General features: G+C 33.1%; 27 protein-coding genes. 13 read left to right on the forward strand and 14 right to left on the reverse strand.

What is annotated here, in order from left to right; translation table 11 throughout:
• Nucleotides 1-33: 33 nt before the first annotated feature.
• A complete protein-coding gene (locus AC1EU5_RS14430) occupies nt 34-447 on the reverse strand; it encodes a hypothetical protein (RefSeq protein ID WP_480193119.1) in 414 nt (137 codons plus the stop codon).
• 259 nt (nt 448-706) lie between these two features.
• Here AC1EU5_RS14430 and AC1EU5_RS14435 point away from each other — a divergent pair, with 259 nt between their 5' ends.
• From AC1EU5_RS14435 to lpxK, 9 genes are all read left to right on the forward strand, one after another.
• On the forward strand, nt 707-1345 hold the full coding sequence (locus AC1EU5_RS14435; RefSeq protein ID WP_480193120.1) for a peroxiredoxin: 639 nt from the start codon (nt 707-709) through the stop codon (nt 1343-1345).
• Between the two features lie 121 nt (nt 1346-1466).
• Nucleotides 1467-1973 carry a thiol peroxidase gene (gene tpx / locus AC1EU5_RS14440; protein WP_480193121.1) on the forward strand — a complete coding sequence of 169 codons (507 nt, stop codon included), beginning with the start codon at nt 1467-1469 and terminating at the stop codon, nt 1971-1973.
• An 11-nt stretch (nt 1974-1984) separates the two neighbouring features.
• Nucleotides 1985-2362 carry a VOC family protein gene (locus AC1EU5_RS14445; protein WP_480193122.1) on the forward strand — a complete coding sequence of 126 codons (378 nt, stop codon included), beginning with the start codon at nt 1985-1987 and terminating at the stop codon, nt 2360-2362.
• A 10-nt stretch (nt 2363-2372) separates the two neighbouring features.
• Nucleotides 2373-2744, forward strand: coding sequence for a diacylglycerol kinase family protein (locus AC1EU5_RS14450; protein ID WP_480193123.1), 372 nt, complete (start codon nt 2373-2375; stop codon nt 2742-2744).
• A 64-nt stretch (nt 2745-2808) separates the two neighbouring features.
• A complete protein-coding gene (locus tag AC1EU5_RS14455) occupies nt 2809-5205 on the forward strand; it encodes an FtsK/SpoIIIE family DNA translocase (RefSeq protein WP_480193124.1) in 2397 nt (798 codons plus the stop codon).
• Nucleotide 5206: 1 nt separating this feature from the next.
• Nucleotides 5207-5854 (forward strand): outer membrane lipoprotein periplasmic chaperone LolA1, encoded by a 648-nt coding sequence (lolA1, locus tag AC1EU5_RS14460; protein ID WP_480193125.1) that lies wholly within the window; start codon nt 5207-5209, stop codon nt 5852-5854.
• A gap of 23 nt (nt 5855-5877) precedes the next feature.
• Entirely contained in the window at nt 5878-7317 is a 1440-nt protein-coding gene (locus AC1EU5_RS14465) for an LptF/LptG family permease (protein ID WP_480193126.1), read from the forward strand.
• Entirely contained in the window at nt 7314-8459 is a 1146-nt protein-coding gene (gene ribB, locus AC1EU5_RS14470; RefSeq protein ID WP_480193127.1) for a 3,4-dihydroxy-2-butanone-4-phosphate synthase, read from the forward strand. Before AC1EU5_RS14465 ends, ribB begins: the two co-directional genes overlap by 4 nt.
• Before the next feature lie 21 nt (nt 8460-8480).
• The gene (gene lpxK, locus AC1EU5_RS14475; protein WP_480193128.1) at nt 8481-9515 is read left to right on the forward strand and encodes a tetraacyldisaccharide 4'-kinase; all 1035 of its coding nucleotides are present in this window, start codon (nt 8481-8483) and stop codon (nt 9513-9515) included.
• Between the two features lie 6 nt (nt 9516-9521).
• Here lpxK and AC1EU5_RS14480 read toward each other — a convergent pair whose 3' ends face one another.
• The 13 genes from AC1EU5_RS14480 to AC1EU5_RS14540 form a co-directional block, all read right to left on the reverse strand.
• Nucleotides 9522-9983 (reverse strand): hypothetical protein, encoded by a 462-nt coding sequence (locus tag AC1EU5_RS14480; protein WP_480193129.1) that lies wholly within the window; start codon nt 9981-9983, stop codon nt 9522-9524.
• A gap of 46 nt (nt 9984-10029) precedes the next feature.
• Nucleotides 10030-10572, reverse strand: a complete 543-nt coding sequence (locus AC1EU5_RS14485) for a hypothetical protein (protein ID WP_480193130.1) — start codon at nt 10570-10572, stop codon at nt 10030-10032.
• Nucleotides 10573-10600: 28 nt separating this feature from the next.
• Nucleotides 10601-12298 (reverse strand): serine hydrolase domain-containing protein, encoded by a 1698-nt coding sequence (locus AC1EU5_RS14490; RefSeq protein ID WP_480193131.1) that lies wholly within the window; start codon nt 12296-12298, stop codon nt 10601-10603.
• A complete protein-coding gene (locus tag AC1EU5_RS14495) occupies nt 12298-12717 on the reverse strand; it encodes a nuclear transport factor 2 family protein (RefSeq protein WP_480193132.1) in 420 nt (139 codons plus the stop codon). The genes AC1EU5_RS14490 and AC1EU5_RS14495 overlap by 1 nt, the downstream gene beginning before the upstream one ends.
• Nucleotides 12718-12783: 66 nt before the next feature.
• Nucleotides 12784-14490, reverse strand: a complete 1707-nt coding sequence (locus AC1EU5_RS14500) for a serine hydrolase domain-containing protein (RefSeq protein WP_480193133.1) — start codon at nt 14488-14490, stop codon at nt 12784-12786.
• Nucleotides 14483-15256, reverse strand: a complete 774-nt coding sequence (locus AC1EU5_RS14505) for a type 1 glutamine amidotransferase domain-containing protein (protein ID WP_480193134.1) — start codon at nt 15254-15256, stop codon at nt 14483-14485. Before AC1EU5_RS14505 ends, AC1EU5_RS14500 begins: the two co-directional genes overlap by 8 nt.
• 78 nt (nt 15257-15334) lie before the next feature.
• Nucleotides 15335-16381 (reverse strand): helix-turn-helix domain-containing protein, encoded by a 1047-nt coding sequence (locus AC1EU5_RS14510; protein WP_480193135.1) that lies wholly within the window; start codon nt 16379-16381, stop codon nt 15335-15337.
• A gap of 534 nt (nt 16382-16915) precedes the next feature.
• Nucleotides 16916-17782, reverse strand: a complete 867-nt coding sequence (gene lipA, locus AC1EU5_RS14515; protein WP_480193136.1) for a lipoyl synthase — start codon at nt 17780-17782, stop codon at nt 16916-16918.
• Nucleotides 17783-17841: 59 nt separating this feature from the next.
• Nucleotides 17842-19059: an NRAMP family divalent metal transporter gene (locus tag AC1EU5_RS14520; RefSeq protein WP_480193137.1), complete on the reverse strand. Its 1218-nt coding sequence runs from the start codon at nt 19057-19059 to the stop codon at nt 17842-17844.
• Nucleotides 19060-19062: 3 nt separating this feature from the next.
• Entirely contained in the window at nt 19063-19704 is a 642-nt protein-coding gene (locus tag AC1EU5_RS14525) for an AbiV family abortive infection protein (protein ID WP_480193138.1), read from the reverse strand.
• 108 nt (nt 19705-19812) lie between these two features.
• A complete protein-coding gene (locus AC1EU5_RS14530; RefSeq protein ID WP_480193139.1) occupies nt 19813-20373 on the reverse strand; it encodes an RNA polymerase sigma factor in 561 nt (186 codons plus the stop codon).
• Nucleotides 20373-21482, reverse strand: a complete 1110-nt coding sequence (locus tag AC1EU5_RS14535; protein WP_480193140.1) for a glycosyltransferase — start codon at nt 21480-21482, stop codon at nt 20373-20375. The genes AC1EU5_RS14530 and AC1EU5_RS14535 overlap by 1 nt, the downstream gene beginning before the upstream one ends.
• A 15-nt stretch (nt 21483-21497) precedes the next feature.
• Nucleotides 21498-21701, reverse strand: a complete 204-nt coding sequence (locus AC1EU5_RS14540; RefSeq protein ID WP_480193141.1) for a membrane or secreted protein — start codon at nt 21699-21701, stop codon at nt 21498-21500.
• A 134-nt stretch (nt 21702-21835) separates the two neighbouring features.
• Here AC1EU5_RS14540 and aqpZ point away from each other — a divergent pair, with 134 nt between their 5' ends.
• From aqpZ to AC1EU5_RS14560, 4 genes are all read left to right on the forward strand, one after another.
• Complete coding sequence (gene aqpZ, locus AC1EU5_RS14545; RefSeq protein ID WP_480193142.1) at nt 21836-22522, forward strand: aquaporin Z; 687 nt, start codon at nt 21836-21838, stop codon at nt 22520-22522.
• An 81-nt stretch (nt 22523-22603) separates the two neighbouring features.
• Nucleotides 22604-23182, forward strand: coding sequence for an RNA polymerase sigma factor (locus AC1EU5_RS14550; RefSeq protein WP_480193143.1), 579 nt, complete (start codon nt 22604-22606; stop codon nt 23180-23182).
• 38 nt (nt 23183-23220) lie between these two features.
• Complete coding sequence (locus tag AC1EU5_RS14555; RefSeq protein ID WP_480193144.1) at nt 23221-23535, forward strand: hypothetical protein; 315 nt, start codon at nt 23221-23223, stop codon at nt 23533-23535.
• A gap of 1 nt (nt 23536) precedes the next feature.
• A complete protein-coding gene (locus tag AC1EU5_RS14560; RefSeq protein ID WP_480193145.1) occupies nt 23537-24007 on the forward strand; it encodes a Spy/CpxP family protein refolding chaperone in 471 nt (156 codons plus the stop codon).
• Nucleotides 24008-24085: the final 78 nt, after the last annotated feature.

Consider the following 24085-nt stretch of genomic DNA (forward strand, 5'->3'; position numbering starts at 1 on the left):
GTTAAAGATAAGAATAGTAACTGCTAAAAAAAACTAGCTAAAAGCTAACAGATTAGGCTCAAGATATTCCTCTTCTTTTTCTTTTTTGAAGAAGTCTAGCTTATAATGTGTTCTTAAAATTTCACAGAAATCATTTCTTAATTCGGGAAATTCAGAAAGCATGCCTTTAAAGTCTATCGCAGAGGTTTTTTTCATAAAATGCTCAACCACTTTGGCTGAAGCAATAGTTAGTCGTTTATTGAACTTTGTACCATCACCATATTTGTTATCCAAATTAATGATAAGCTTACTAATATTTTTGATAGCCTGTTTTATGCCGTGTTTCTTGATGTGTATGTAAGCAAGTCTAAGATGGGCCTCATGAGTAAAATAGCATGCAGGAAGCGCGCAGTTCTCAAATTTTTCTTCAAACTCATCATTGGTTAGAAGATGATGTTTTTCAGTCATTAAGTAGGGGTTTTAGTTTACTTAAGCTCCCTCATAGCCTGCACGAATTTAAAGGATTCTTTTTATAAAATCAAAATAAAGTTTTCAACATGCTGTTTTTTAGTCATTTATATTTTGTTAGTCGTTTGAGCTGAAACAACCGTCAATACTAGGAATAATTAAAGATTATAATGTCATAAAATTTATAAATTATTTGATGTTGAAACTTTGAAATCACTTAGTATATTTGCCGCTTAAATTTTTAAAAATCAAAAATTAAATGGCAGTATTAGTTGGTAAAAAAGCACCAGAATTTTCAGCACAAGCAGTAGTAAATGGAGGTGTGTTTGAAGAAAATTTTTCCTTAAATCAGTTTATAGGTAACAAATATGTAATACTATTCTTTTACCCAAAAGATTTCACTTTTGTATGTCCAACGGAATTACATGCGTTTCAAGAAAAATTGGTTGAATTTGAAAAGAGGAATACAGCTGTAGTAGCTGTTTCAACAGATACTGAACAATCACATTGGGGTTGGTTACAATTACCAAAAGAGCAAGGCGGTATAAAAGGTATTACATATCCTTTGGTGGCCGATACCAATAAAACCATCTCTAAAAATTACGATGTATTGACGGGAGATTATTACTACGATGATAACGATATGTTGCAAGCAGAAGGTGAATTAATAGCGTATAGAGGGTTGTTCTTAATTGACAAAGAAGGAGTGGTACGCCATCAAATTGTAAATGATTTGCCATTAGGTAGAAATGTTGACGAAGCCATCAGAATGATCGATGCATTACAATTTAATGAAGAGCATGGAGAAGCTTGCCCTGCTAATTGGAATGCTGAAAAAGAAGGTTTAAAAACAACGCATGAGGGTGTAGCTGAATATTTAGCCAAGCATTTGAATTAATTTTCAATACATTATAATTTAAAGCCGACATTTATGTCGGCTTTTTTAATTTTTAATCATAAGCGTTAGTAGTTGCGTATGATTATTTCTTATTTTTAGACTTCAATCTTAAAAAATTAGCATGGCAACAATTACATTAAAAGGCAATACAATTCATACACTAGGAAACTTACCAGCAATTGGCTCACAGGCTCCAGACTTTTCATTGACAAAAACAGATCTTTCAAAATCGACTTTGAGCGATTATAATGGCTATAAAGTTGTGTTGAACGTCTTCCCTAGTATAGATACAGGTACTTGTGCGGCTTCAGTACGGCAGTTTAATAAAGAAGCATCTGAACTAGAAAACACAAAAGTGCTTTGTATTTCAAGAGATTTACCTTTTGCTCAGGCACGTTTTTGTGGAGCCGAAGGCATCGAAAATGTGGTAAATCTTTCTGATTATGGTACAGGAGCCTTTGGAAAGAATTATGGATTGGAAATTACAGATGGCCCACTTGAAAATCTGCATTCACGATGTGTTATTGTATTAAATGAAGGTGGTAAAGTTGTTTATACCGAGCAAGTTCCCGAAATAGTAGATGAGCCTAATTATAAAGCTGCTCTAGAAGCTTTGTTAGATGAATAGATAGTAGGAAGGTGAATTTAAACCAGGTAACCGTTCCTTCACTAGACGTGGCAAAGTCTATTTCTTTTTACGAAAAGTTAGGACTGAAACTAATTGTGAAAGCTTTACCTCATTATGCACGTTTTGAATGCCCTGATGGAGAAAAAGCTAGCTTTTCTATTCATCAAGTTGAAGAATTACCTAAGGGTGATGGTATCTACGTTTATTTTGAATGCAATGACCTTGATGATCATGTAGATAGTTTAGTAGAAAAAGGCTTACAATTTGATGAGCTACCCAATGACAAAGGATGGCTCTGGCGAGAAGCTAGACTGAAAGACCTTGATGGAAACCAGATCATTCTATATTACGCGGGTGAAAATAGATTAAATCCACCTTGGAGGATATAAAGAATAACCATTGAATACTAAGAAAGATAATTTTCTGACAGGTAGAATTAAGAGTGTAAAATATGCTTTAAAAGGTATCTGGCTTTTAATAACTACAGAGCCAAGCATAAAGGTGCAGGTTGTTATTGCTATTATTATGACCATCATTGGTTTTGTGATGCAATTATCCGCTTATGAATGGATATTACAATTTTTAGCTATTGGTTTAGTATTGGTAGCTGAGTCTGCAAATACGGCTATTGAAAAACTGGCAGACTTTGTACATAAAGATTATCATAAAGACATTGGTTTTATAAAAGATGTTGCTGCCGGAGCACCTGCATTTGCTGCAATTATTGCAGTTATTATAGGATGCATTATCTATATCCCAAAATTTTATTAAACTGTTCTTTATAAGCATAGCACTCTTATAATTTTATGTATTTTTGCCTGATATTGAAATTTTGATGGCTAAGAAGAAAAAAGCAGCCTCCAAAAAGAAAAGGGGTAATTCAATAATACATTTTTTTAAGAGTAAGCAAACACATCTTATTTTTGGTGTGTTTTTAGTACTGTTAAGTACTTTTTTGTTGATTTCGTTTATCTCTTTCTTTTCTAACTGGCAGGCTGATCAGAGCCAATTAGAAACGTTTACAGAAAGAACGGATTCTGCTAAGAATTTATTAGGTAAGGTGGGTGCTCAGGTAAGCCATTTTTTCATTTATAAAGGTTTTGGATTAGCGACCTTTATCTTACCTGTTTTATTATTCTTGACTGGTGGTGTTGCTATCTTTCATTTACCTTTAAAACAATTGCGAAGAATATGGTTTTGGGGTATTATCAATATTGTTTGGCTTTCATTGGCTTTTGGTTTTTTCTTTTCAGAAAAACCATTGTTTGCGGGTGTTTTTGGTTTTGAAATGAATGATTTTCTCAATGATTTTATTGGGAGGGTAGGTGTTTTCCTAGTGTTGCTGTTTAGCTTATTGGCTTATTTGATATTCAAATTTAAGATCACACCAGAATTGGTAAAAGAAAAAATACCAAAGAAGAAAGCGAAAGTCAAAACTGCAGATACATTAGATGATACTACTGAAGATGGTTACATAACGCAAGCTGTTCACGAAGAACCTACCTCAAATATTGAACTGAATGTTAGTGAACCCGAACCTTTAGTTGAAGAAAAAGTTGAGAAAGTAAAGAGCCCTGAGCTTGAATTTGAACGACAATTAGAGCAAAAAGTTGAGGTTGAAGAGTCTGCTCCCGAAGTAAAAGTTGAAGTAGAACAAACGTTTGAAGAAGACCAGCTTGTTGAGAATTTATCAAATAAATTGGTTGAGGACTTTGGTGAGTTTGACCCCACATTAGAATTGGGTAATTATAAATTTCCTGCGTTAGACTTGTTGAATGACTACGGAAATGAGAATATTACCATAGATCAGGATGAATTAGAGGCCAACAAAAATAGAATCGTAGATACCCTAAGTAATTACAAAATTGGTATTGCCAGCATAAAGGCTACAATCGGTCCAACGGTTACACTTTATGAAATTGTTCCCGATAAAGGTGTTAGAATTTCAAAGATTAAAAATTTAGAAGATGATATTGCATTGTCATTATCGGCTTTAGGTATTCGTATTATTGCACCAATTCCTGGTAAAGGGACTATAGGTATAGAAGTGCCTAATAAGAAACCTACTATTGTTTCAATGAAATCGGTGCTATCTACTCAAAAGTTTCAGAAATCAAAAGCTGAACTGCCATTGGCATTAGGGAAAACCATTTCTAACGAAACTTTTGTAATTGACTTAGCCAAGATGCCGCACCTACTAATGGCAGGAGCTACCGGTCAGGGGAAATCAGTAGGTTTGAATGCCGTATTAACATCCTTATTGTACAAAAAACATCCTGCTGAAGTTAAGTTTGTGTTGGTAGACCCTAAAAAGGTAGAATTAACACTTTATAATAAAATAGAGCGTCACTATTTGGCTAAATTACCGGATTCTGAAGAGGCTATTATTACTGATACGAATAAGGTAGTCAATACATTGAATTCCCTATGTATTGAAATGGATGACCGCTATAACCTATTAAAGGATGCATACGTTCGAAACATCAAAGAGTATAACGAAAAATTTAAAGCCAGAAAATTAAATCCAGAAAACGGGCATAAATTTCTGCCCTATATTGTATTGGTTATTGATGAGTTTGCTGATTTGATCATGACAGCTGGTAAAGAAATTGAAGCACCAATTGCCAGATTGGCTCAGTTGGCAAGAGCAATTGGTATTCATTTAATTGTTGCCACACAACGGCCTTCGGTAAATGTGATCACAGGTTTGATCAAAGCCAACTTCCCAACTAGAGTTGCTTTTAGAGTAACGTCAAAAATTGACTCACGTACTATTTTAGATGCGCAAGGTGCAGATCAGTTGATTGGTAAAGGAGATATGCTTATTTCTACAGGTAGTGAATTAACACGTTTGCAATGTGCTTTTGTAGATACACCAGAAGTTGATAAGATCACTGATTATATAGGCTCGCAGAGAGCATATCCTGATGCACATTTATTACCTGAATATGTTGGTGAAGAAAGTGGCACAGGTCTTGATATAGACATAGCGGATAGGGATAGTCTCTTTGTTGATGCAGCTCATGTAATAGTAAATGCGCAGCAAGGATCAGCCTCTTTATTACAACGAAAATTAAAGTTAGGATATAACAGAGCAGGTAGAATTATAGATCAGTTAGAAGCTGCAGGTATAGTAGGACCTTTTGAAGGTAGCAAAGCAAGGCAGGTACTCATTTCTGATCCTATGGCTCTGGAAGAATTTTTAAAAAACGAAAAAAATCAATTGAATTAAAATGAAAAAAATTGTACTCTTATTGGCAGTAGTTTTAGGAAGTGCAACATTATTTGCACAGAGTGACTCTAAGTCAAAAAAGTTATTAGATGAGGTGTCGACTAAAATGAATGCATATGAAAACATTTATGTTGAGTTTAAATATGTGTTAGAGAATAAAAGTGAGAATGTGCATCAGGAAACGAGAGGCACAGCAACAATGAAAGGTGATTTATACAATGTACATTTCTTAGGTACAAATCAAGTATATGATGGTAAAAAAGTATTTACTATTATCCCTGAAGACGAAGAAGTGAATATTACAGATGCTGATGCCGATGATGATAATACCTTAACCCCTTCTAAATTTTTCTCATTCTATAAAAATGGATTTGACTACTCTTGGGATGCGTTGAAGAATTTGAACGGTAGACAAATTCAGTATGTAAAGCTGACTCCAATAGATAGCAATTCTGAAATAAGAAGTGTGCTTTTAGGTGTAGATACGAAGACAAAACATATTTATAATTTAATTGAAGAAGGTAATAATTCTACCATTACCACCTTAACGGTTTCAAATTTTAAGGCAAATCAGCCCTTATCTGATAAGTTATTTGTTTTTGACGAGGCTAAATACAAAAAAGAAGGATACTTAATTAATAGATTATAGGTTTTCTTTAGGGAAGCGTACATATGAAAATACTCTATAGGTACATACTTAAAAGTTTCTTAGTACCCTTTCTAGCCACATTTTTTGTGGTTCTTTTTGTTTTAGTAATGCAAACTTTATGGTTGCAGTTTGACAAAATAGCCGGAAAGGGAATTGACATTATTGTCATCTTAAAATTTTTGGGTTACATCGCTCAAATGATGGTGCCTACTGCATTACCTATTGCCATTCTTTTGTCCTCTATCATGGCCTTAGGAAATCTCTCAGAGAATTATGAATTTGCTGCAATTAAATCAGCAGGTGTTTCATTACAAAGACTCATTAGACCATTGGTAATTTTAATGGTGATTTTAAGTGGATTGAACTTTTTATTCTTGAATTATGCATTTCCTAGAGCAGCATTTAAGTTCAAGAACCTACTGGTAGATATGCAAAAGACTAAACCGGCTTTGGCGCTGGTTCCAGGCACTTTTAACACTGAAATACCAGGTTATAGTATAAAGTTTGCAGAGAAATATGGTGAAGAAGATAATCTTCTTAAAGATGTGCATATCTATTATGATCTTGATAAAGGAAATGCAAATGTTAAGGTGATTAAAGCTGAAGAAGGCGAAATTTCCTCAGAAGATGGGAGTAAGTATATGACCTTAGTGCTCAAAAAAGGGTATCATTATGAAGATTTAATTGGTAAAAACAGATCGTATAATAAGACGAGAAACATGCCTTTTACTAAATCTTATTTTGATCAATATACCGTAAATATTGATATTTCTAAGTTAAGTAATATCAATGCTGCTGAGTATAAGGAAGACAGAGAAATGTTGAGTTTGAACCAACTAGATTATTATAGAGATTCACTCAAAATACCTTATGATGAATTCATAAAAGTTAAAGCAGAGAGCTTTTATAAAAAAAATGCAGTCAAAGACATGTACTCAGATTCATTGTTTAAGGCTGACTTAAACAAAAATATTCTTGATAATTTTGATACTATTGGTAAAGTTGCTGTATTAAACAATGCTATTTCGGCAAGTGACAGAACGCTAAAAGATATAAAAGGGTTTAAAAAAACTTTAAAGGATAAACAGCGTTTTTTAAATGTATACGATACAGAATATCACAAAAGACTTGCTTTTTCATTTGCATGTCTTGTATTATTCTTTATTGGCGCCCCTTTGGGGTCCATTATTAGAAAAGGTGGGTTTGGATTGCCTATGATATTGGCAATCATTATTTTTGTTATCTATTTCTTCCTGTCTACACTGGGTAAGAATATGGCGCATTCTAGTAAGATTACAGCCATGTTTGGAGGGTGGTTAGCCACCATTATAACATTGCCATTTGGTTTGTTATTAATTCGTAGAGCAACAAGAGATAAAGGGGTGTTTAATATTGATTTATTTTTACAACCCATCACAAATTTTTTCAAACGATTTCGTCGTTCTAAAAAGGCAAAGGCATGATAACAACAGAAAAAGACATACTACAATTAAACACTATTAAAGAAGCCATTGCCGATATTAAAAAAGGCAAGTTGGTAATTGTGGTTGATGATGAAGATAGAGAGAATGAAGGCGATTTTATTGCCGCTGCGCAGGCCGTAACACCAGAGATGATCAATTTTATGTCTATGCATGGTAGAGGTTTGATCTGTGCTCCCTTAACTGAAGATAGGTGTAAGGAGTTAGATTTGACCATGATGGTGCAAAACAATACGGTATTGCATCATACACAATTTACAGTTTCTGTTGATTTAATAGGTCATGGATGTACAACTGGTATTTCCACGCATGACAGGGCTAAAACGATTAAAGCACTGGTTGATGATACAACCAAACCATATGATCTAGGGCGCCCAGGGCATATATTTCCATTAAAGGCAATGAATGGCGGAGTACTGAGAAGAACGGGTCATACGGAAGCGGCGATTGACTTGGCACGCCTGGCAGGATTCAAGCCTGCAGGAATTTTAGTTGAGATCCTAAATGAAAATGGCACCATGGCACGTTTACCGCAATTGGTAGAGGTTGCAAAAAAGTTTGATCTAAAAATCATTTCCATTGAAGATTTGGTAGCTTACAGAATGCAACATGACTCTCTAATTCAAAAGGTTGAAGATTTTAATCTACAAACTCGTTTTGGTGAATTTCGTCTTAGAGCCTATGAGCAAACTACTAATAATCAGGTACACATTGCCTTAACTAAAGGAGAGTGGGAGGAAGATGAACCAGTGTTAGTACGTGTAAATTCTACCTTGATCAATAATGATATTATACGGCTCTTAACAGCAAAACCTGATGACAGCTTTAGTCAAACGTTTAAATTGATTAATGAGAACGGTAAAGGCGCAGTAGTGTTTATCAATCAGGAAAATCAATCATTTAACTTGGTAAATCGCTTAGGTATGATTAAAGATTTACAGGAAGAAGATGAGACTGAAGTACCAAGAATTAAACTAGATGAAAAAGATTTTGGTATTGGCGCACAAATACTTCATGATATTAATATCAGTAAACTGCGCATCATTTCTAATAGTCCAAATGTCAAGAAACGCGTAGGTATTATTGGTTATGGATTAGAAATTGTGGATCACGTAGGTTATTAATCTATTCACTACCTTCGTTTTGTGAGTTTTTTACGGAAAATATTATATCCTTTTTCGGTACTATACGGAGAGGTCACTTCTGCACGTAATAAAATGTATGATAAAGGTGTATTGAAGTCTACTAAGTTTGATATTCCGGTTATTGTGGTTGGAAATTTAAGTGTTGGCGGTACAGGAAAATCACCTCAGATTGAATACCTGATTCGTTTATTAAAGAGTGATTACAAAATAGCTGTTCTTAGTAGAGGTTATAAAAGAGTATCTAAAGGATTTATAGTTGCTGATAAAAATGTTACCGCAGAGAGTATTGGTGATGAGCCGATGCAATTTTATACAAAATACGGTGATGAGATCATTGTAGCTGTAGATGCCGATCGTGTAAACGGAATTACACAATTGAAAGAATTGAACAACCCAGATATTGTTCTATTAGATGATGCTTATCAGCATAGAAAAGTAGAAGCAGGTTTTAATATTTTATTGACACCTTATGACAAATTATATGTTGATGACACAATGTTACCAACTGGTGAGTTACGTGAAAAAGTAGAAGGAGCAAATAGAGCTCAAATAATTATTGTAACGAAATGCCCTGAAAGCCTATCTGAAGAAGAACAGTTTGAAATTACTAAGAAGTTAAACATAGAACTAGAGCAAACCGTTTTCTTTACCAAAATTGGATATAATGATACAGTTATTGGGGTCAATAAAGAAATACCTTTTAAAAATTTGAAAAACTATACAGTTCTATTGGTAACCGGAATTGCGAAAACAATACCGTTGACGGTTTTTTTAGAACGGCAAGAGATTAATTTTGAACATTTAGCATTTCAAGACCACCATAATTTTTCTGTTAAAGACCATAACAAAATTGAAAAGCAATTTTCTGAGATACAGTCTGATCAAAAACTTATCCTTACCACCGAAAAAGATTATGTACGTGCTTTTTCTGGCAAAGAGTATGTTTACTACTTACCTATAAAAACGGAATTCTTGGAACATGGTAAAGATTTTGACGCAAAAATAAAAAAGTATTTATCGAATAATAAGAACTAGATTCAGCTAATTACTAAATAAAGGTTTTACGTTTTCAATAGGTGTTTTAGAAAACCAGGTCATCGTATGATTTTGGAGAACTCTTTTAATTAATGTATCATTTTCTCTATCATACCATATAGCATCAAATGTTCCTTTTGTAGTTATAACCACTCTCCATTCTTCCTTAAGTTTTGAAGCATCGCTATAATCAGCAGATAAACTATTCCAGTCAACTGAAGATAAAACTTGTGGATCTAAGTGGGCAATCACTTCTTCTTCATCTAAAATGGCTAGCCATATAGGTACACTTAAATGTTCTATCGTATGATTTTTCCCTTTAGAGCCCCAACCAATTTTTAGATCTGCCCCATTACGAATTGCATTAATGACATTTAATTTCGAACCTATTATTGTGTTCCCTTGTTTATCATTTTTATAAATGATTTCCCAATCACTATTCTGATTTCTACTAATACAACCAGTCATAATGAACAGTATTATGACGATTAAAAAAAGATTTCTCACATTTACTTTAATTACTTTCTTTCCATTTTTCCCAATTAGGAGATTCTTTTCTCCAGAGAGGTAATGCTTCTAGTTTTCGCTTTCTATTTGGGTATAAAACGTACCAGGTTGTAGCTGAATGCCTATCTGTTCCACCACCAACTATGGTATCATTAAAACGATCAGTCATTAAACCTGTTGAATAACCATTAGTGCCAGCAATTTTTGTCCAAGTATTTTGCATTCTAAACCTAATTTTTAAAGAATCATTGTCTATTCTAGGTTCTTGTCCAAGTATTGAATTTATTTGGGTAAAAACTTCCTTACCTTCAAAGATGGTAAGAAAGCTTGCATCTGCAACATGTTCTACTGTATTACCTCCCCATCCAATACGAACAGGATAACCTAACCTAACTGCATCGATAAGTTTAGATTTGCTACCGAATAATGCTTTTCCACTTGCATCATTTTGATATACCTTTTGCCAACCATTGTAGGACTCATTATGTTTATTGCAAGAAAATAGAATCAAAATAAATGCAATAAATAAGGAGGAACAAATTCTATTCATTGTTAAGCAATTTACCGTATCAAAGGTATTAATTTAACTTTTTATCATTTATTCTCTTAAAAAATAAACCATTTATTCCATCAGTAACTATTCTAAAACCAATAACCTCACCAGAATTATCTCTATTGAAATTTAAAGCATTAAAGAACATTGAGGTACTAGTAAAAACATCTTTTTTTACAGGTTTAAACTTAATTTCTTGATGATTTAAATTTCTAGCAATTAGCTGACCTTCTTGTATGTGAAAAGAAAATAACACTGCATATTCTTCATTATAATAAGTTCCGGTATAAGCTTGCAAATCTTGTTTAGACGGATTTACCGGCTCATATCGTTCCATAATATCGGGTCGACTTTCATTATATGTAAAGTAGAGTGTCATGTCTTTGCCTTCTTTCTTAAATTTAAAAAGTCGTGTATCTTCCATTTTTGCATATTGCTGAAATGTGTTGTCTGATAGCGGAATTAAAGTCTGATATCTATCTCTACCATTAAACAACCATTTAGATCTTAGTGTATCGTTTTTTACAAATATTTCTGAGGCATACCCTTCTTTAAACCAATAATGTCCTTCAAAATATTTTAAATCCTTAGTGCTTAATTTCTTTATTTTTTTAGTGCTAAAATTTATGTTAGCAGGTAACGGATACATATCCTCAACTAAAATATCTATTAAGTCATGAGCCAATCCACCGTTATACTCATTATTGTTCCCTAAAACAAATGAGATAATATTTTGATCCAGATATCTAAATACATTGGTACCATAGGCACCTTGAAATCCATAATTCCAAAATATAGGAAGCCCTCTTTCTGGGTGTGTAAACTCACGACCAATTGCCATATCGCCCCAGTAATAATTAAATATTTCGCCATTATCTAGAGTAACAGGTGTATCTAATTTTTGTATTAAATGACCAAGCGTTCCATTGGGTTTTGAATAATTTAAATACCATATCGCAATATCTTCTGCCGAGCTATAAGCATTAATTGCGCCAATAACATTGCTGCGAACTTCCAATTTTTCATAATCCTTACCATCTTCTTTTTGATAGGGTAGCGCAACATTAGAAAGTATTGTATTGTAGTTATCTCTAATAATAGAATTCTTCATTCCAAGTGGTTCGAAAATGTTTGATTTTACAAACTCAGCAAATGATTGTTCTGAAATTCTTGCAACTATTTCTGCCATTAAAACAGATTCTGTAACAGATTCATGAAATGAAAATTGTGTTCCTGGTTTAGAGGAAAGTGCTTTTTGAGAAGCAATTAACTTGAGAGCATCTGCTTGAGTACGTATGGGATCAGATCCGTTTAACACAATATTAATACGATTAATGTCATATAATCCGCTTGTGTGGTTAAGCAGATGTTTTATAGTAAGTGTGTGCTTATATTCTGGAAGTTCAGGTAGGTATTTATGCACATTTTCCTTTAAGTTAAGTTTTCCTTGTGATTCTAGAAGTAATATGGCTAATGTGGTAAATTGTTTTGACAATTCCCCTAACTGAAATTTAGTTTGCGGTGTAATGAGCTCATTTGTTTGCAAATTGGCAGCGCCAAACCCTTTTAAAAAGATTACTTTTCCATTTTGGATTAGTCCTGCAGCTACTCCTGGTTTTGTGGTATCGTTCCATGATTTGAAAATGCTGTCAAATGGTTGCTTAGGTTGAGCAATCAAGCTTAAAGAGCAAATAAATAGTAAGAAGGACAGTGAAAATTTCATTACTCAGGATAGTTTTTAAAAGTGAATGACTTATGAACGATTTTCCATTGTCCGTTTATTTTTAGTAGTAACATATAATCCGTGTAGATGCGTTTTCTAGCGGGCATTAAAATTTCTATTCTTGCCATAGCTGCATCACCTTCATAATCAATAGAAATAACTTTGCCAATACGGTTACTTTTTCTTCCCTGTTTTACGTTGCCAACATATTGTTTACCAGACCAAGTTTGAAGGGAATCGTTTTTAACAAAGTAAAGATTGAAATCTTCATGAAAGGCACGCTTTAAAAGATCTGGTTCACCATTAGCTGTGCCATCAATATAATCGTAAAGAACACTATTAATTTGTTCGATTTCTGATTGTGCATTTATTGTTAAAGATGTAGTTATCAAAAAAATAAGAGTGAATAGTTTTTTCATTTTTAATGAATATGAATTATTATTTATTAGGTTTTTAGAGTATTTAACTTATATTTTGCAACTACTCTATTTATTTTTTACTAAATTTTTGTCGAAGGTTGTTTCCTTTTGGAACCATATATCACCAATTCCACGTGTAACTAATTTAAATCCATTTATGGCACCATTCTCATCTCTTTCGAATTTAAGAGATGAAAAATTCCTTCTGTCCCCTGTGAAATGGTCAGGTAGTCTTGGGTCTAAATGTACTGGCTCTATTCTAGGATGGGTAAGAATCAGCTTTTCTTCTTCTATACTTAGAGAATATGATGTATCCAAAGTGGCAGCATAATAATTACCTGTGAATACTTCCAGATTTTTGGTCCAACTGGCATTAGGATCATATGACACTAAATGAGAAGTATTATCTCCAACAATTACATCCAGAGTTTTAGGAACATCATTTATATTAAAATTTACCGTTACATCTCCCCAAGTAATCATCTTAAAGGAGTTTTTTGTTAAAGGTACAAGGGCACTTTCATTTCCCGACCCTCTAAAATATCTCAATGTATCATTTGCAATATGAATTTTTCTACTTGTAAGGTTGGTTGTATCCCAATAGTTGCCTTCAAATTTTGAAAGTTGTTTTTTTGACAATTTTTTAGAAGTGATTTTTTCAGATGTATTTGTTGGGTTAGTTAAAAAATCTTCAATATAAAGAGCGCTAGTTGCTGTACCTGCATATCCATTGTAAGCTCCGTCATTTCCCATAATAACTACCGCAAGATTATGGTCTGGGTAGCGGATTAATTTATTGGCATATCCTCCAGCTACCTCTACATGGTATAACTTTTTTGTTCCTCTATAATTCCAAAAACGATGTCCACCGGTATACAGAGCTCTATTAGCTTCTTCAACCTCTTTGTTATTTACAACTGATAATCCATCGAATTTTTCTACGATTTGTTTAGTACCTATTTTGGGATCTAGAAGTTCTTTTGCCCAAAGGCACATATCTCCCACTGTGGTATATACATCTGATAATATGGTTTGATTTGTGTTCATGGTTGAACTCATGAAGTCATTGTTCCTGGCATAATATCCTTGAGCCTTATTAGTAATTATAGCTTCTTGTATATCAAAAACAGCATTTTTCATTTCAAGCGGCTCAAAAATTTCTTCGGTTATGAAATTAGTATAGGGCATTTTACTAACCTTAGAGATAAGATCTTCTAGAATCATAAACCCAGCATCTGTGTGTCGTTGTACACTACCACTTATAGGTAGGGAGCTTGCTTGATTTAATATCATTGTGTATGCCTGTTCCTTATTAAATACATCATTAGATTTCCATCCGGCGAGTGCTTTAACAACTTCTATATTATTTAAGCCACTTGTGTGATGTATGAGTTGCTTGATACTAATGTTATATGGAAGAGAAGATAACTTGGGAAAGTACTTGCGAATATCATCTTCTAAGGAGATTTGTCCTTGATGCTCTAACAATAGCAATGCATAAACCGTAAATTCTTTGGCCAAATCACCTACATAGAACTTTGTTTCAGGGTTGATAGAAATTTGATGCTCTAAATTGGCGAGCCCGTATCCTTTTGTGTATTCTATTTTTCCATCATTTAAGATACCAACAGCTATTCCAGGCTTATTTTGATTATCCCATTCGGAAAAAACAGTATCTATTTGGTCTGATGTTATTTGCTTTTTTTTAGGCTCTTGAGAAAAAGAAGTAACACTTATTATAAGAAGTATGAGAGTTGTAAATAGCTTATTCATTTGCTTTGATTCTTAATGTTTCTATGATTTTTTTTGCCACTGAAGCTGCTGCTGTTGGATCTTGCCCAGTAATTAACCGTCCATCTACTTGATAAAAGTTATCCCAACCTTCTTTTGAATATGTGAAGTTTCCACCACGTTCTTTAATTATTTCTTCTATTGAGAATGGGAAAGTTTTGTAATAGTCTGCTTCTTTATTTTCAAATAGATCAGGGAAGCCATTTACCTGTTTTCCCTTGTACAAATAATTACCATTTTTATCTTTTAAGTTTACAATACCTGCCGTGCCATGACAAATTGCAGAAAGGATTCCATTGTTTTTATATACTGAAGAAGCAATGTTTTGAATGTCTTCATTCTCTGGAACTCCAAACATAGCGGATCCACCGCCTCCATAATACACCGCTTTGTAATTCTCAGGATTAATGTCCTCTGGCTTGGAAGTCGTCTTCAACTTATTCATAAAACCAGCATCGTATAGATACTTTTTTTGAATTGAGTCTGAAGTACGTAAATATCCAATAGGTATAGCTCCGCCCTTGGGACTTACAAAATCTACATTATAGCCTTCTTTGATCAAAACATCGTAAGCTAATACAATCTCAGCAAAGTGATTTGCTGCATTCATATCTGTTTCACCGTAAGTATCTTGATTAGAAACAATGAATAAAATATTGTTTTTTGAAGACTGTATTTGTTGCTTTTCTGCTTTTGCAGAACAGCCAAAAAATAAAAGTGTGAATCCAAAAATAATTAAATACCGCATTGCTGAAATTTTTAGTTCAGCTAATATGGTTTTTAGTAAATTAAAATGATTTTTAACTTATAAATTAGAAGTTCGGATTTATAAATTTGAACCGTTCTTGAATTTTGAAGGTGTGGCCCCCACCATTTTTTTAAACGTGGTAAAAAAGGTAGATTTTGAGTTAAACCCACATTCATAACCTATGGCCTCGAGTGTTAAGTTGTCACTTTGGTTTAACATTGCTTTAGCAGCTTCAATACGGTATTCATTAATAAAAACTGAAAAGTTCTTGCCCAAATTATCATTGAGTAGCTGTGAGAATTGATGTGTGGTTAGGTGTACTTTTTTTGCAACGTCAGAAGATTTAAGATTGGCATTTTTATAGAGCTCTTCTTCAGTCATTACCCTATTTAGTTGTTGTACCAATTCATTGGCTTTACTTGAATCAATCTTTTTATCGGCATACTTATTTTGAGAGTTTTGCAAAAGTGTGTTTCTGTTTTTACCAAAGAATAAGAATAGTATTAATAGGTAGAGTAAAAACGAAAACGCTAAAGAACCCGAGATATAGTTAATAAAACTGGTAAAATAATACGAACTGAGAATAAGTAGATTGCCTATTATAATACTTAGGAGCCATATATCTAATTTCTCAAGTTTCTCATTTTTATCAAAAAGCTTGTTAATAATTGGTTTAATTACATAAAGAGAAGCTAAAATGTATAAGAACCATTGAATGTAAATAGCTTTTATAATATAGGGCCTCCATAAATATACATTGTCTCTAAAAGGATATAGGTATCCTACTAATAATGCGATAGGCACTAATATTGAAATATGGTATCTCCATGTAGTTTTGATATTGCTTTTGGGTTCAACTACCGATTTGATGTAGAAATATAAAAAAGGACCAATAAAAAAGCAAGCAGTTAAGCCAAATTGTAAATAGTTAAATGAAAGATCATGATTGAAATAAAAGAATACTGATTTACCAACACGTATACTTATCATTAACAAGAAAAAACCTAAGAATTTATTAGAAATGCTTTTAGGTTTGGCAAACAACAAAAAATATAAGCTCAGAACAACTCCGTTAAAAGCTCCCAAGGCACTAAAGAAAAAAAGTAACTCTCTGCTGAATTCCATTTTAAAAATAATCTAGGCTAAGATATTAATTTAAGAAAAAGATATATTGATCTGTCGTGCATTTTAACGTAAACTCGTCAATTCGAGTGATCCGCCAACGGCGGATTGTATCGAGAATAGAGTTTTTAATATAAAACCTTGTTCTCGATACTTTTTCCAAGGAAAAAACTCGAACTGACGGTTTTGATAAGTACATTAGAAAAATACTTAGTTGCAGTATACATTAGAACTAAAAAACGCCCTCAAGCGAGGGCGTTTTAAATTAACTAACTCAAATAATTCATACAATGAAACAAATTTTACTTTGCTTATTTTATAATAAGCAATTCCCGTGCCAAACTTTTTTAGATCATTTTTATCCATAAAAAAACGCCTTTGTGAAGTAAAGGCGTTTTCTTTTAACTAACTCAAATAATTTATACAATGAAAACAAACTTACGTCTGCTTACAATTCTATAACGCAAAGATCGCAACAAAATTGTATGCCTCTCGTTAACAAAAGGTTAAACAGTGTTATAAAACTGTTAATTCAGCCTATAGTATATGTTTTTGTGCTTTATATGAAGATCTGACTAAGGCGCCACTTTCAACATGTCTAAAACCCATTTGTAGACCTATTTCTTCATATTTTTTGAACTGTTCAGGTGTAATAAACTCCTTTACAGGCAAGTGTTTTTTTGTAGGCTGTAAATATTGCCCAATGGTAACCACATCTACATTATTATTACGAAGATCTTCCATTGTTTGAATAACCTCTTCTTCGCGTTCACCTAAACCTAACATGATACCAGATTTGGTTCTATTAATACCTTGATCTTTTAAGTACTTTAAAACAGCTAAACTACGGTCATATTTTGCTTGAATACGCACTTCACGAGTTAAACGACGAACTGTTTCCATATTATGTGAAACAACTTCTGGAGCAACTTCTATAATTCTATCCAGGTTTTTATGAATTAATTGAAAATCAGGAATTAATGTCTCTAATGTAGTTTCAGGGTTTGCTCTTCGAATAGCTTTCACCGTTTCTGCCCAGATGATAGAGCCTCCATCCTTAAGATCATCACGGTCAACAGATGTAACAACAGCATGTTTGATCTGCATAATCTTAATAGAACGTGCTACTTTTTCAGGTTCTTCCCAATCTACAGTTTCAGGACGCCCCGTCTTAACACCACAGAAGCCGCAGGATCGTGTGCAGATATTTCCTAAGATCATAAAGGTTGCTGTACCCTCACCCCAGCATTCTCCCATATTTGGACAGCTACCACTGGTACAAATGGTGTGTAGGTTATACTTATCTACTAAACCACGCAGTTCAGTATATTTTTTACCTACCGGTAATTTTACACGCAACCATTTCGGTTTCTTTACAGGTGGTATTACAGATACTTCGGCCATACATAAAATTGGAGTTGCAAATTTACAAAGAATAAAATTTAAGTACTTCCTTAATTAGATTAGAGGTTTATTAAATACCAAATGCTAAATCCTATTAAAAAGATAATCCCTAGATAGCTTAGAATTTTCAACTTTAACGATGGACGCCACTCTTTAGGTGTATGCTTCCCAGAGATCAACATGAAATTTGCAATAGCATAAAAAGGTGCAGTTAAAAAGGATAAAATTGTCGCAATTTTAACCATAGTGATCATATTTGAAATAAAATAAGTCAAGATGATAATAGTACCAGAAGCCAATAGCAAAATCCATAGTAGATAATTGGATTTAAACTTTTTGTCAAATAGTAACTCTGTAGACTTAGCCATTGCACGTGGTGAAGCATCTAAAGTGGTAAGTGTGGTGCTAAACATGGTAGTAAAAGCCGCAATAGCAACAAAAATAGATGTTTCTTTACCTAAATTTTCTGTATATAAGTTGATCAATTGTTGGGCGAATTTTCCGGCAGAACTGTCAAATGTTTCTCCTGAACCAAACATTACTAAGGCACCTAAGGTAATAAAACAGATACCTAAAAAGACGGTTCCGACGTATCCAATATTAAAATCGAATAAAGCTTTCTTTATATTAAAATCTTCAACTGTCGCCTTTTGTTTTTCAAGTGCCCAAAGCGAGTGCCACGCTGAAATATCCAAAGGAGCAGGCATCCACCCTAAAAAGGCAATTAAAAAGGTAATTTCTAAGCTTCCTTTAGGCAAAACCTGAGTAAATTCAACAGAAGAACCTGAATTAAAAACTGCTATAATTACAGCTGCTAGCGTACTAATAGTAAGTGTAATGATAATAACCTTGATTAAATTATCTAATACCTTGTATTTACCAATCATCAGTATTAAAAAACAAATTATGGTGATAATTATGCTCCATATAACTGGGCTGGCAGTAATGCCAAATAAGTTTGCTGCTAATCCTGCTGTTACAATTGTCACTGCTGCTTGAATGGTAAACATGGTGGCAAAAGTCAATATATAATATGCCCATAAAACTCCACTGCCTAATCTTTTATAGCCGTCTATTAAACTTTCACCCGTAGCAGAAGCATAACGGGGACCATATTGAAAAAAAGGATATTTAAATAAATTAACTAGTAGTAATGCCCAGAGTAGTCCAAAACCAAAATCAGCACCGGCTCTTGTGCTCTGTACTAAATGTGAAACACCAATGGCGGCACCCGCAAATAGAAGACCAGGACCTAGAGATTGTAGTAGTTTTTTCATTGTCTAGCCATTCATAAATTCAACAAATTCCTCATCTGTCATATCTAAACTTTTCAAAATTTCAACTTGTTTTTGAAAAGATAAAGTAAATTTTAAAACTTTAAAATAAGTTGCTTTTTTGATATCAGAAGGAAATGACCAATGATTTTTATTTTTACCTACATAAAAACCTCTTTTCTTTAACTCATCTGCATGTTTTAAAACTTCTATAAATTCACTTACTTCATTTTCACTTAAGTTTATTTCATCATATGAAGTTCGTAAGAAAAATCCCCAGACTGTAAATCTATTATTTTTAGCTTTCGAAGACTTTTCACCGAATTTATTTCCCAGGAGTACGTCCATCACATAATTCTCATAGCTTTTTTCAAAATCTGATAAAAAAGTCTCCTGAAATTCCATAATTAAATTGAGCTTGGTTCTATGATCACTAAATATTTTTTTTATTTCTAATTTACTAAACTCTCCTTCGTCACATAAACTATCTAAATAAACACGATATTTAATGAATTCTTCTAAAGCTAATATCAATAAAGAGATGGCCGTTCCGTAGTTTTTAATTTCTGCTAACTTCTTTGCAGACTCTATTAACGATTCGCCGTTGAAGTAAATTTTTTCATATTTGTTTCTGATATTTTCCTCCATAAATTAGAGCATTATTTAGGTGAAAATAATAATTAATTATAAATGTCATTCCGCACTAGATGCGGAATCCATATCAACCCTTCGACTGCGCTGAGGTTGACAGTGGAGTTAAGATTTAGAATTCTTAATGATCTCGGCCAATAATTTCTTAGCGCGTAACAATTTTACTTTTACATTGTTCATGGGTTCACCTGTTTCTTGAGCAATTTCCTTATAACTCATTTCCTGAAAAAAACGAAGATGAATAATCTCTTGATAATGGGGTTTTAATTGTTTGATATACGCTAATAACTGTGCTAAGTTTTGCTCTATGATTAGTTTATCTACCGGAGTAGGCTCTCCATCCTTTACTTTATAAGCTTCAGAATTTTCTTTATGGATTGAAATCGTTTCCTTTTTCTGTTTACGAAGCTCGTCTATTAGTAGATTATTTGAAATGGTCAATATCCAGGATTTAAACTTGTATTTTTCGTTGAAGGTCTCAATTTTATCAAAAGCCTTTGCAAAAGAACGGATGGTGATATCTTCTGCTTCATTTTCATCAGTAGTCTTGCTTGAAATAAATCGATATACATCTTTCCAATAGGTATTTAAAAGAAGGGTGTAGGCAATTTCTTCTCCATCTTTAGCACGCTGAATTGCTTCTGCTATTTTTCCTTTTTCACCCATTACCAGTGTTTTGGTTTTTGAATACGATTTGCAAAGAATAATGCTAGTTGGGTAAAAACTAAAAGAATATCCAAAATAGGGGTAAGTACTACCAAATCTTGCTCATCTAATTTAGAAGCTGATTTTGATATGATACTGTATTGTATAATGAAACGGATAACGATCAATAAGATTACGAATTGCCAATTTAACGAAAAAGTCAATAATAATATTGCCAACAACCAAAATAAGAGTTGGCTTAAATAAAATATACCTAATAAAAATTGATGAATGGGCTTGTAATGTGAAGCTGTTGAAATGTGCCTTCGTTTCTGTTGAAACCAAGATTTAAATGATTTCTTAGGTTCAGAAATGGAAAAACTGTCCTTTGAAAAGCAAATGCTTGTATTTTCTTTGTTGGCTATTTGATTGATTAATAGATCATCATCACCGGATTTTACTTCTGAGTGCGATTTAAACCCTTTAATTTGTTCGAAGAGTTCTTTTTTATACGCTAAGTTGCGTCCAACGCCCATATAAGGTAATCCTACCTTTGCATACGAAAAATATTGAATAGCGGTAAGTAGTGTTTCATAACGAATGAGCTTATTTAAAAATGTGGGCAATTTCTCGTAAGCTCCATATCCTAAAACAATCTTTGTATCCTTCTTAAATGATGTGACCATTTTAGTAATCCAATTTGCTGAAGCTGGACTGCAATCAGCATCCGTAAAAAGTAAGTAGTCATTTGAAGCTGCTTCGATTCCTTTGGTAATCGCATTTTTTTTATTTCCTGTGTAGTTATAAGTAGCTTGCAAATAAATTGCCTTTAGATTTTTATAATCTTTTTGGAAATTCTTGATGATCTCTGTTGTATCATCTGTAGAAGCATCATTTATCAGTATGACTTCAAAATCTGGATAATCTTGCTTAAGAATTTTAGATAGGTTTTTTTTTAGATTCGCTGCCTCATTTTTAGCAGCAATGATTATAGAAACGGGTTTGGTAGTTCTTTTTGAGTCTACCTGATGTCCTAGTAAAAAAGCAAACTTCCCGTAGAGGAATAACCAATACAATAACTGGATAATAACTACAAAAGTAAATAGAATAAAAAGCCAGGTTAGTAGCATATGCTACAAACTTACTTATTTATGTTGAGGTTCAGCACAGGTATCAAATTGATCAGGAGTTTTGCCACAAAAACCACAGGCTTCACCATCTTTATTCAACATGGGGTTTTGACTTGCGCAAGTACCGGCAAATTCTCCATCTTTTTTTGCCCATATTTTGATAGCAATCCCTGCAAAAGCAATAGTTAACAAGCCTAATGTGATCAAAAATAACTTCATACATAAAAGTTTGTGCAAAGATACAAAAAGCAGTATGAAAGCTCATTGAAATATTATGCTATTTTTGTTGAGTTGTGACTTTAATGAATTTTAAGTGTCTCAATAATAATCAATTAATCTAAACCCTTATTATTATGAAAAAATATGTTGCTGAATTATTCGGAACTTTTTGGTTAGTATTTGGAGGTTGTGGTAGTGCAATTTTTGCTGCTGCATTTCCTGATTTAGGAATCGGTTTTACCGGAGTTGCTTTGGCTTTTGGTTTAACTGTTTTAACAATGGCCTATGCCGTAGGGCATATATCTGGAGGGCATTTTAACCCTGCTGTTTCTTTAGGATTGTGGTCTGGCGGAAAGTTTGAAACAAAAGAATTAGTGCCTTATATTATTGCGCAATTAGCAGGTGCTATCATAGCTGCTGTAGCATTGTATTTAATTATTACAGGTAAAAGTGATTTTACAGACATTGGAGGTTTTGCAGCGAATGGATATGGAAATTTATCACCAGGAGGTTACTCAATGACTTCAGCCTTTGTAGCAGAATTTTTACTGACGATGTTTTTCTTATTGATCATCTTAGGAAGCACCAATGAAAGAGCTCCAAAAGGATTTGCACCTATAGCTATTGGTTTAGGACTTACATTAATTCACTTAATTAGTATTCCTATTACTAACACATCTGTAAACCCTGCACGTTCTACAAGTCAGGCTATTTTTGCAGGAGGTGAATACTTAACTCAAAGCTGGTTGTTCTGGGTAGCACCTATTGCTGGTGCACTAGTAGCAGGAATTATTCATAAAGCATTTTTTGATAAAGAATAGTATATTCAAGATAGAGCAATTTTAAAATACCAGTCGTTTTCGGCTGGTATTTTTTATTTTAGCCTAAATTACCACCAAAGATTGACCAAAAAAGATTTGATAGAAGCTTTAAAGCAAGGCAAGCGTTATGCTTATGAAGAATTGTTAGATCAGTTTCAAGATGTGGTTTTCAATAGATGTTTGTCTTTTGTACCCAATAAAGAAGATGCAGAAGATATAGCACAGGAGGTGTTTGTAGAAATTTATAATTCAATTAATAAATTTAAAGGTGATGCAAAATTATCCACATGGATCTTTAGGATCACCACTAACAAATGCCTGGAATTCATCAGAAAGAAAAATGCAAAAAAACGTTTTGCTTTTATGCAAACTATTTTAGGAAATGAAACACCTGTTGATAAAACGAACTACTTTACTGAGTTTAACCATCCAGGTATTGAATTAGAAAATAAAGAGCGAAGTGAAATCTTGTTTAGAGCCATTGAGCAGTTACCAGAAGGTCAACGCGTAGTTTTTACCTTGCATAAGATTGATGGACTAAGTTACAAAGAAGTAAGTGCTATCACTAAGAAAAGTATTTCTTCAGTTGAGTCTCTATTATTTAGAGCAAAAAAGAATTTGCAGCAGCGTCTAGAAAATTTTTATAAAAATGATAATTAACACAAGTTTTTGACGGAAAATACATCTAAAAATTAGAAATGAATAAAGAACATAACATATACAAAGAAGTAGAAGCTACTTTTGATTCAATAGAGAATATTGAACAAGTAAAAGCATCACCTTTTTTTAAAGGGAAAGTGTTGAACAAACTATTTGCAGAAAAGCAAGAACAAGTGCAAACTTTGTTTCCTTGGTTTACTCCAAAATTGCAATTGGCTACATTGGCGGTTTTTGTTGTGATAAATATGGTTGCTTTATTACAAATGAATACAAATGAATATACCACCAATGTGACAGATTTTGCTGAAGCTTATGAATTATCTTTAGATACAGAATTAAACTTATTTGAATAATATGAAGAAAAATTTACCTATCTATATTTTACTGGCTTTTTTGATAGTGATGAACGGATTTTTTCTGTTTAATCATTTAAAGAAGTCTTCTAAAAAAAAATCTATAAAAGCGGTACAATTTGTAGAAAAACGACTGAACTTCACAAAAGAACAAACCGAACAGTACAAGCAATTGTTTTCTGAGCATCGAAAAATCATGAACGCGTTTGATGCTGATATAATGAATGCTAAAGAAGAATTTTTCAGTAATGTTTCTAATACTGTTTTTGAAACTTCCGCAATAGATTCAATGACTTCAGTGATAGCTAATCTTGGTAAAAAGAAAGATTTAGAATTGTTTCGTCATTTTAAGGAAGTTTACAAGATGTGCGATGAAAAACAAAAAGAAAATTTTCAAATTCTTGTAAAAGATGCCCTTAAACGAGATGGGAAAAGCAAAGGTAAAAGAAGGCATAAGAGACTTCATAGGTAGATAATTCTTTGCCTTAACCTTGTTGGAACTTTCAATTTTGAAAGCTCTTTTTTGATAAAATTGCGCTCTCATTTTTAA

The organism is Maritimimonas sp. 2405UD52-3, from assembly GCF_056591715.1.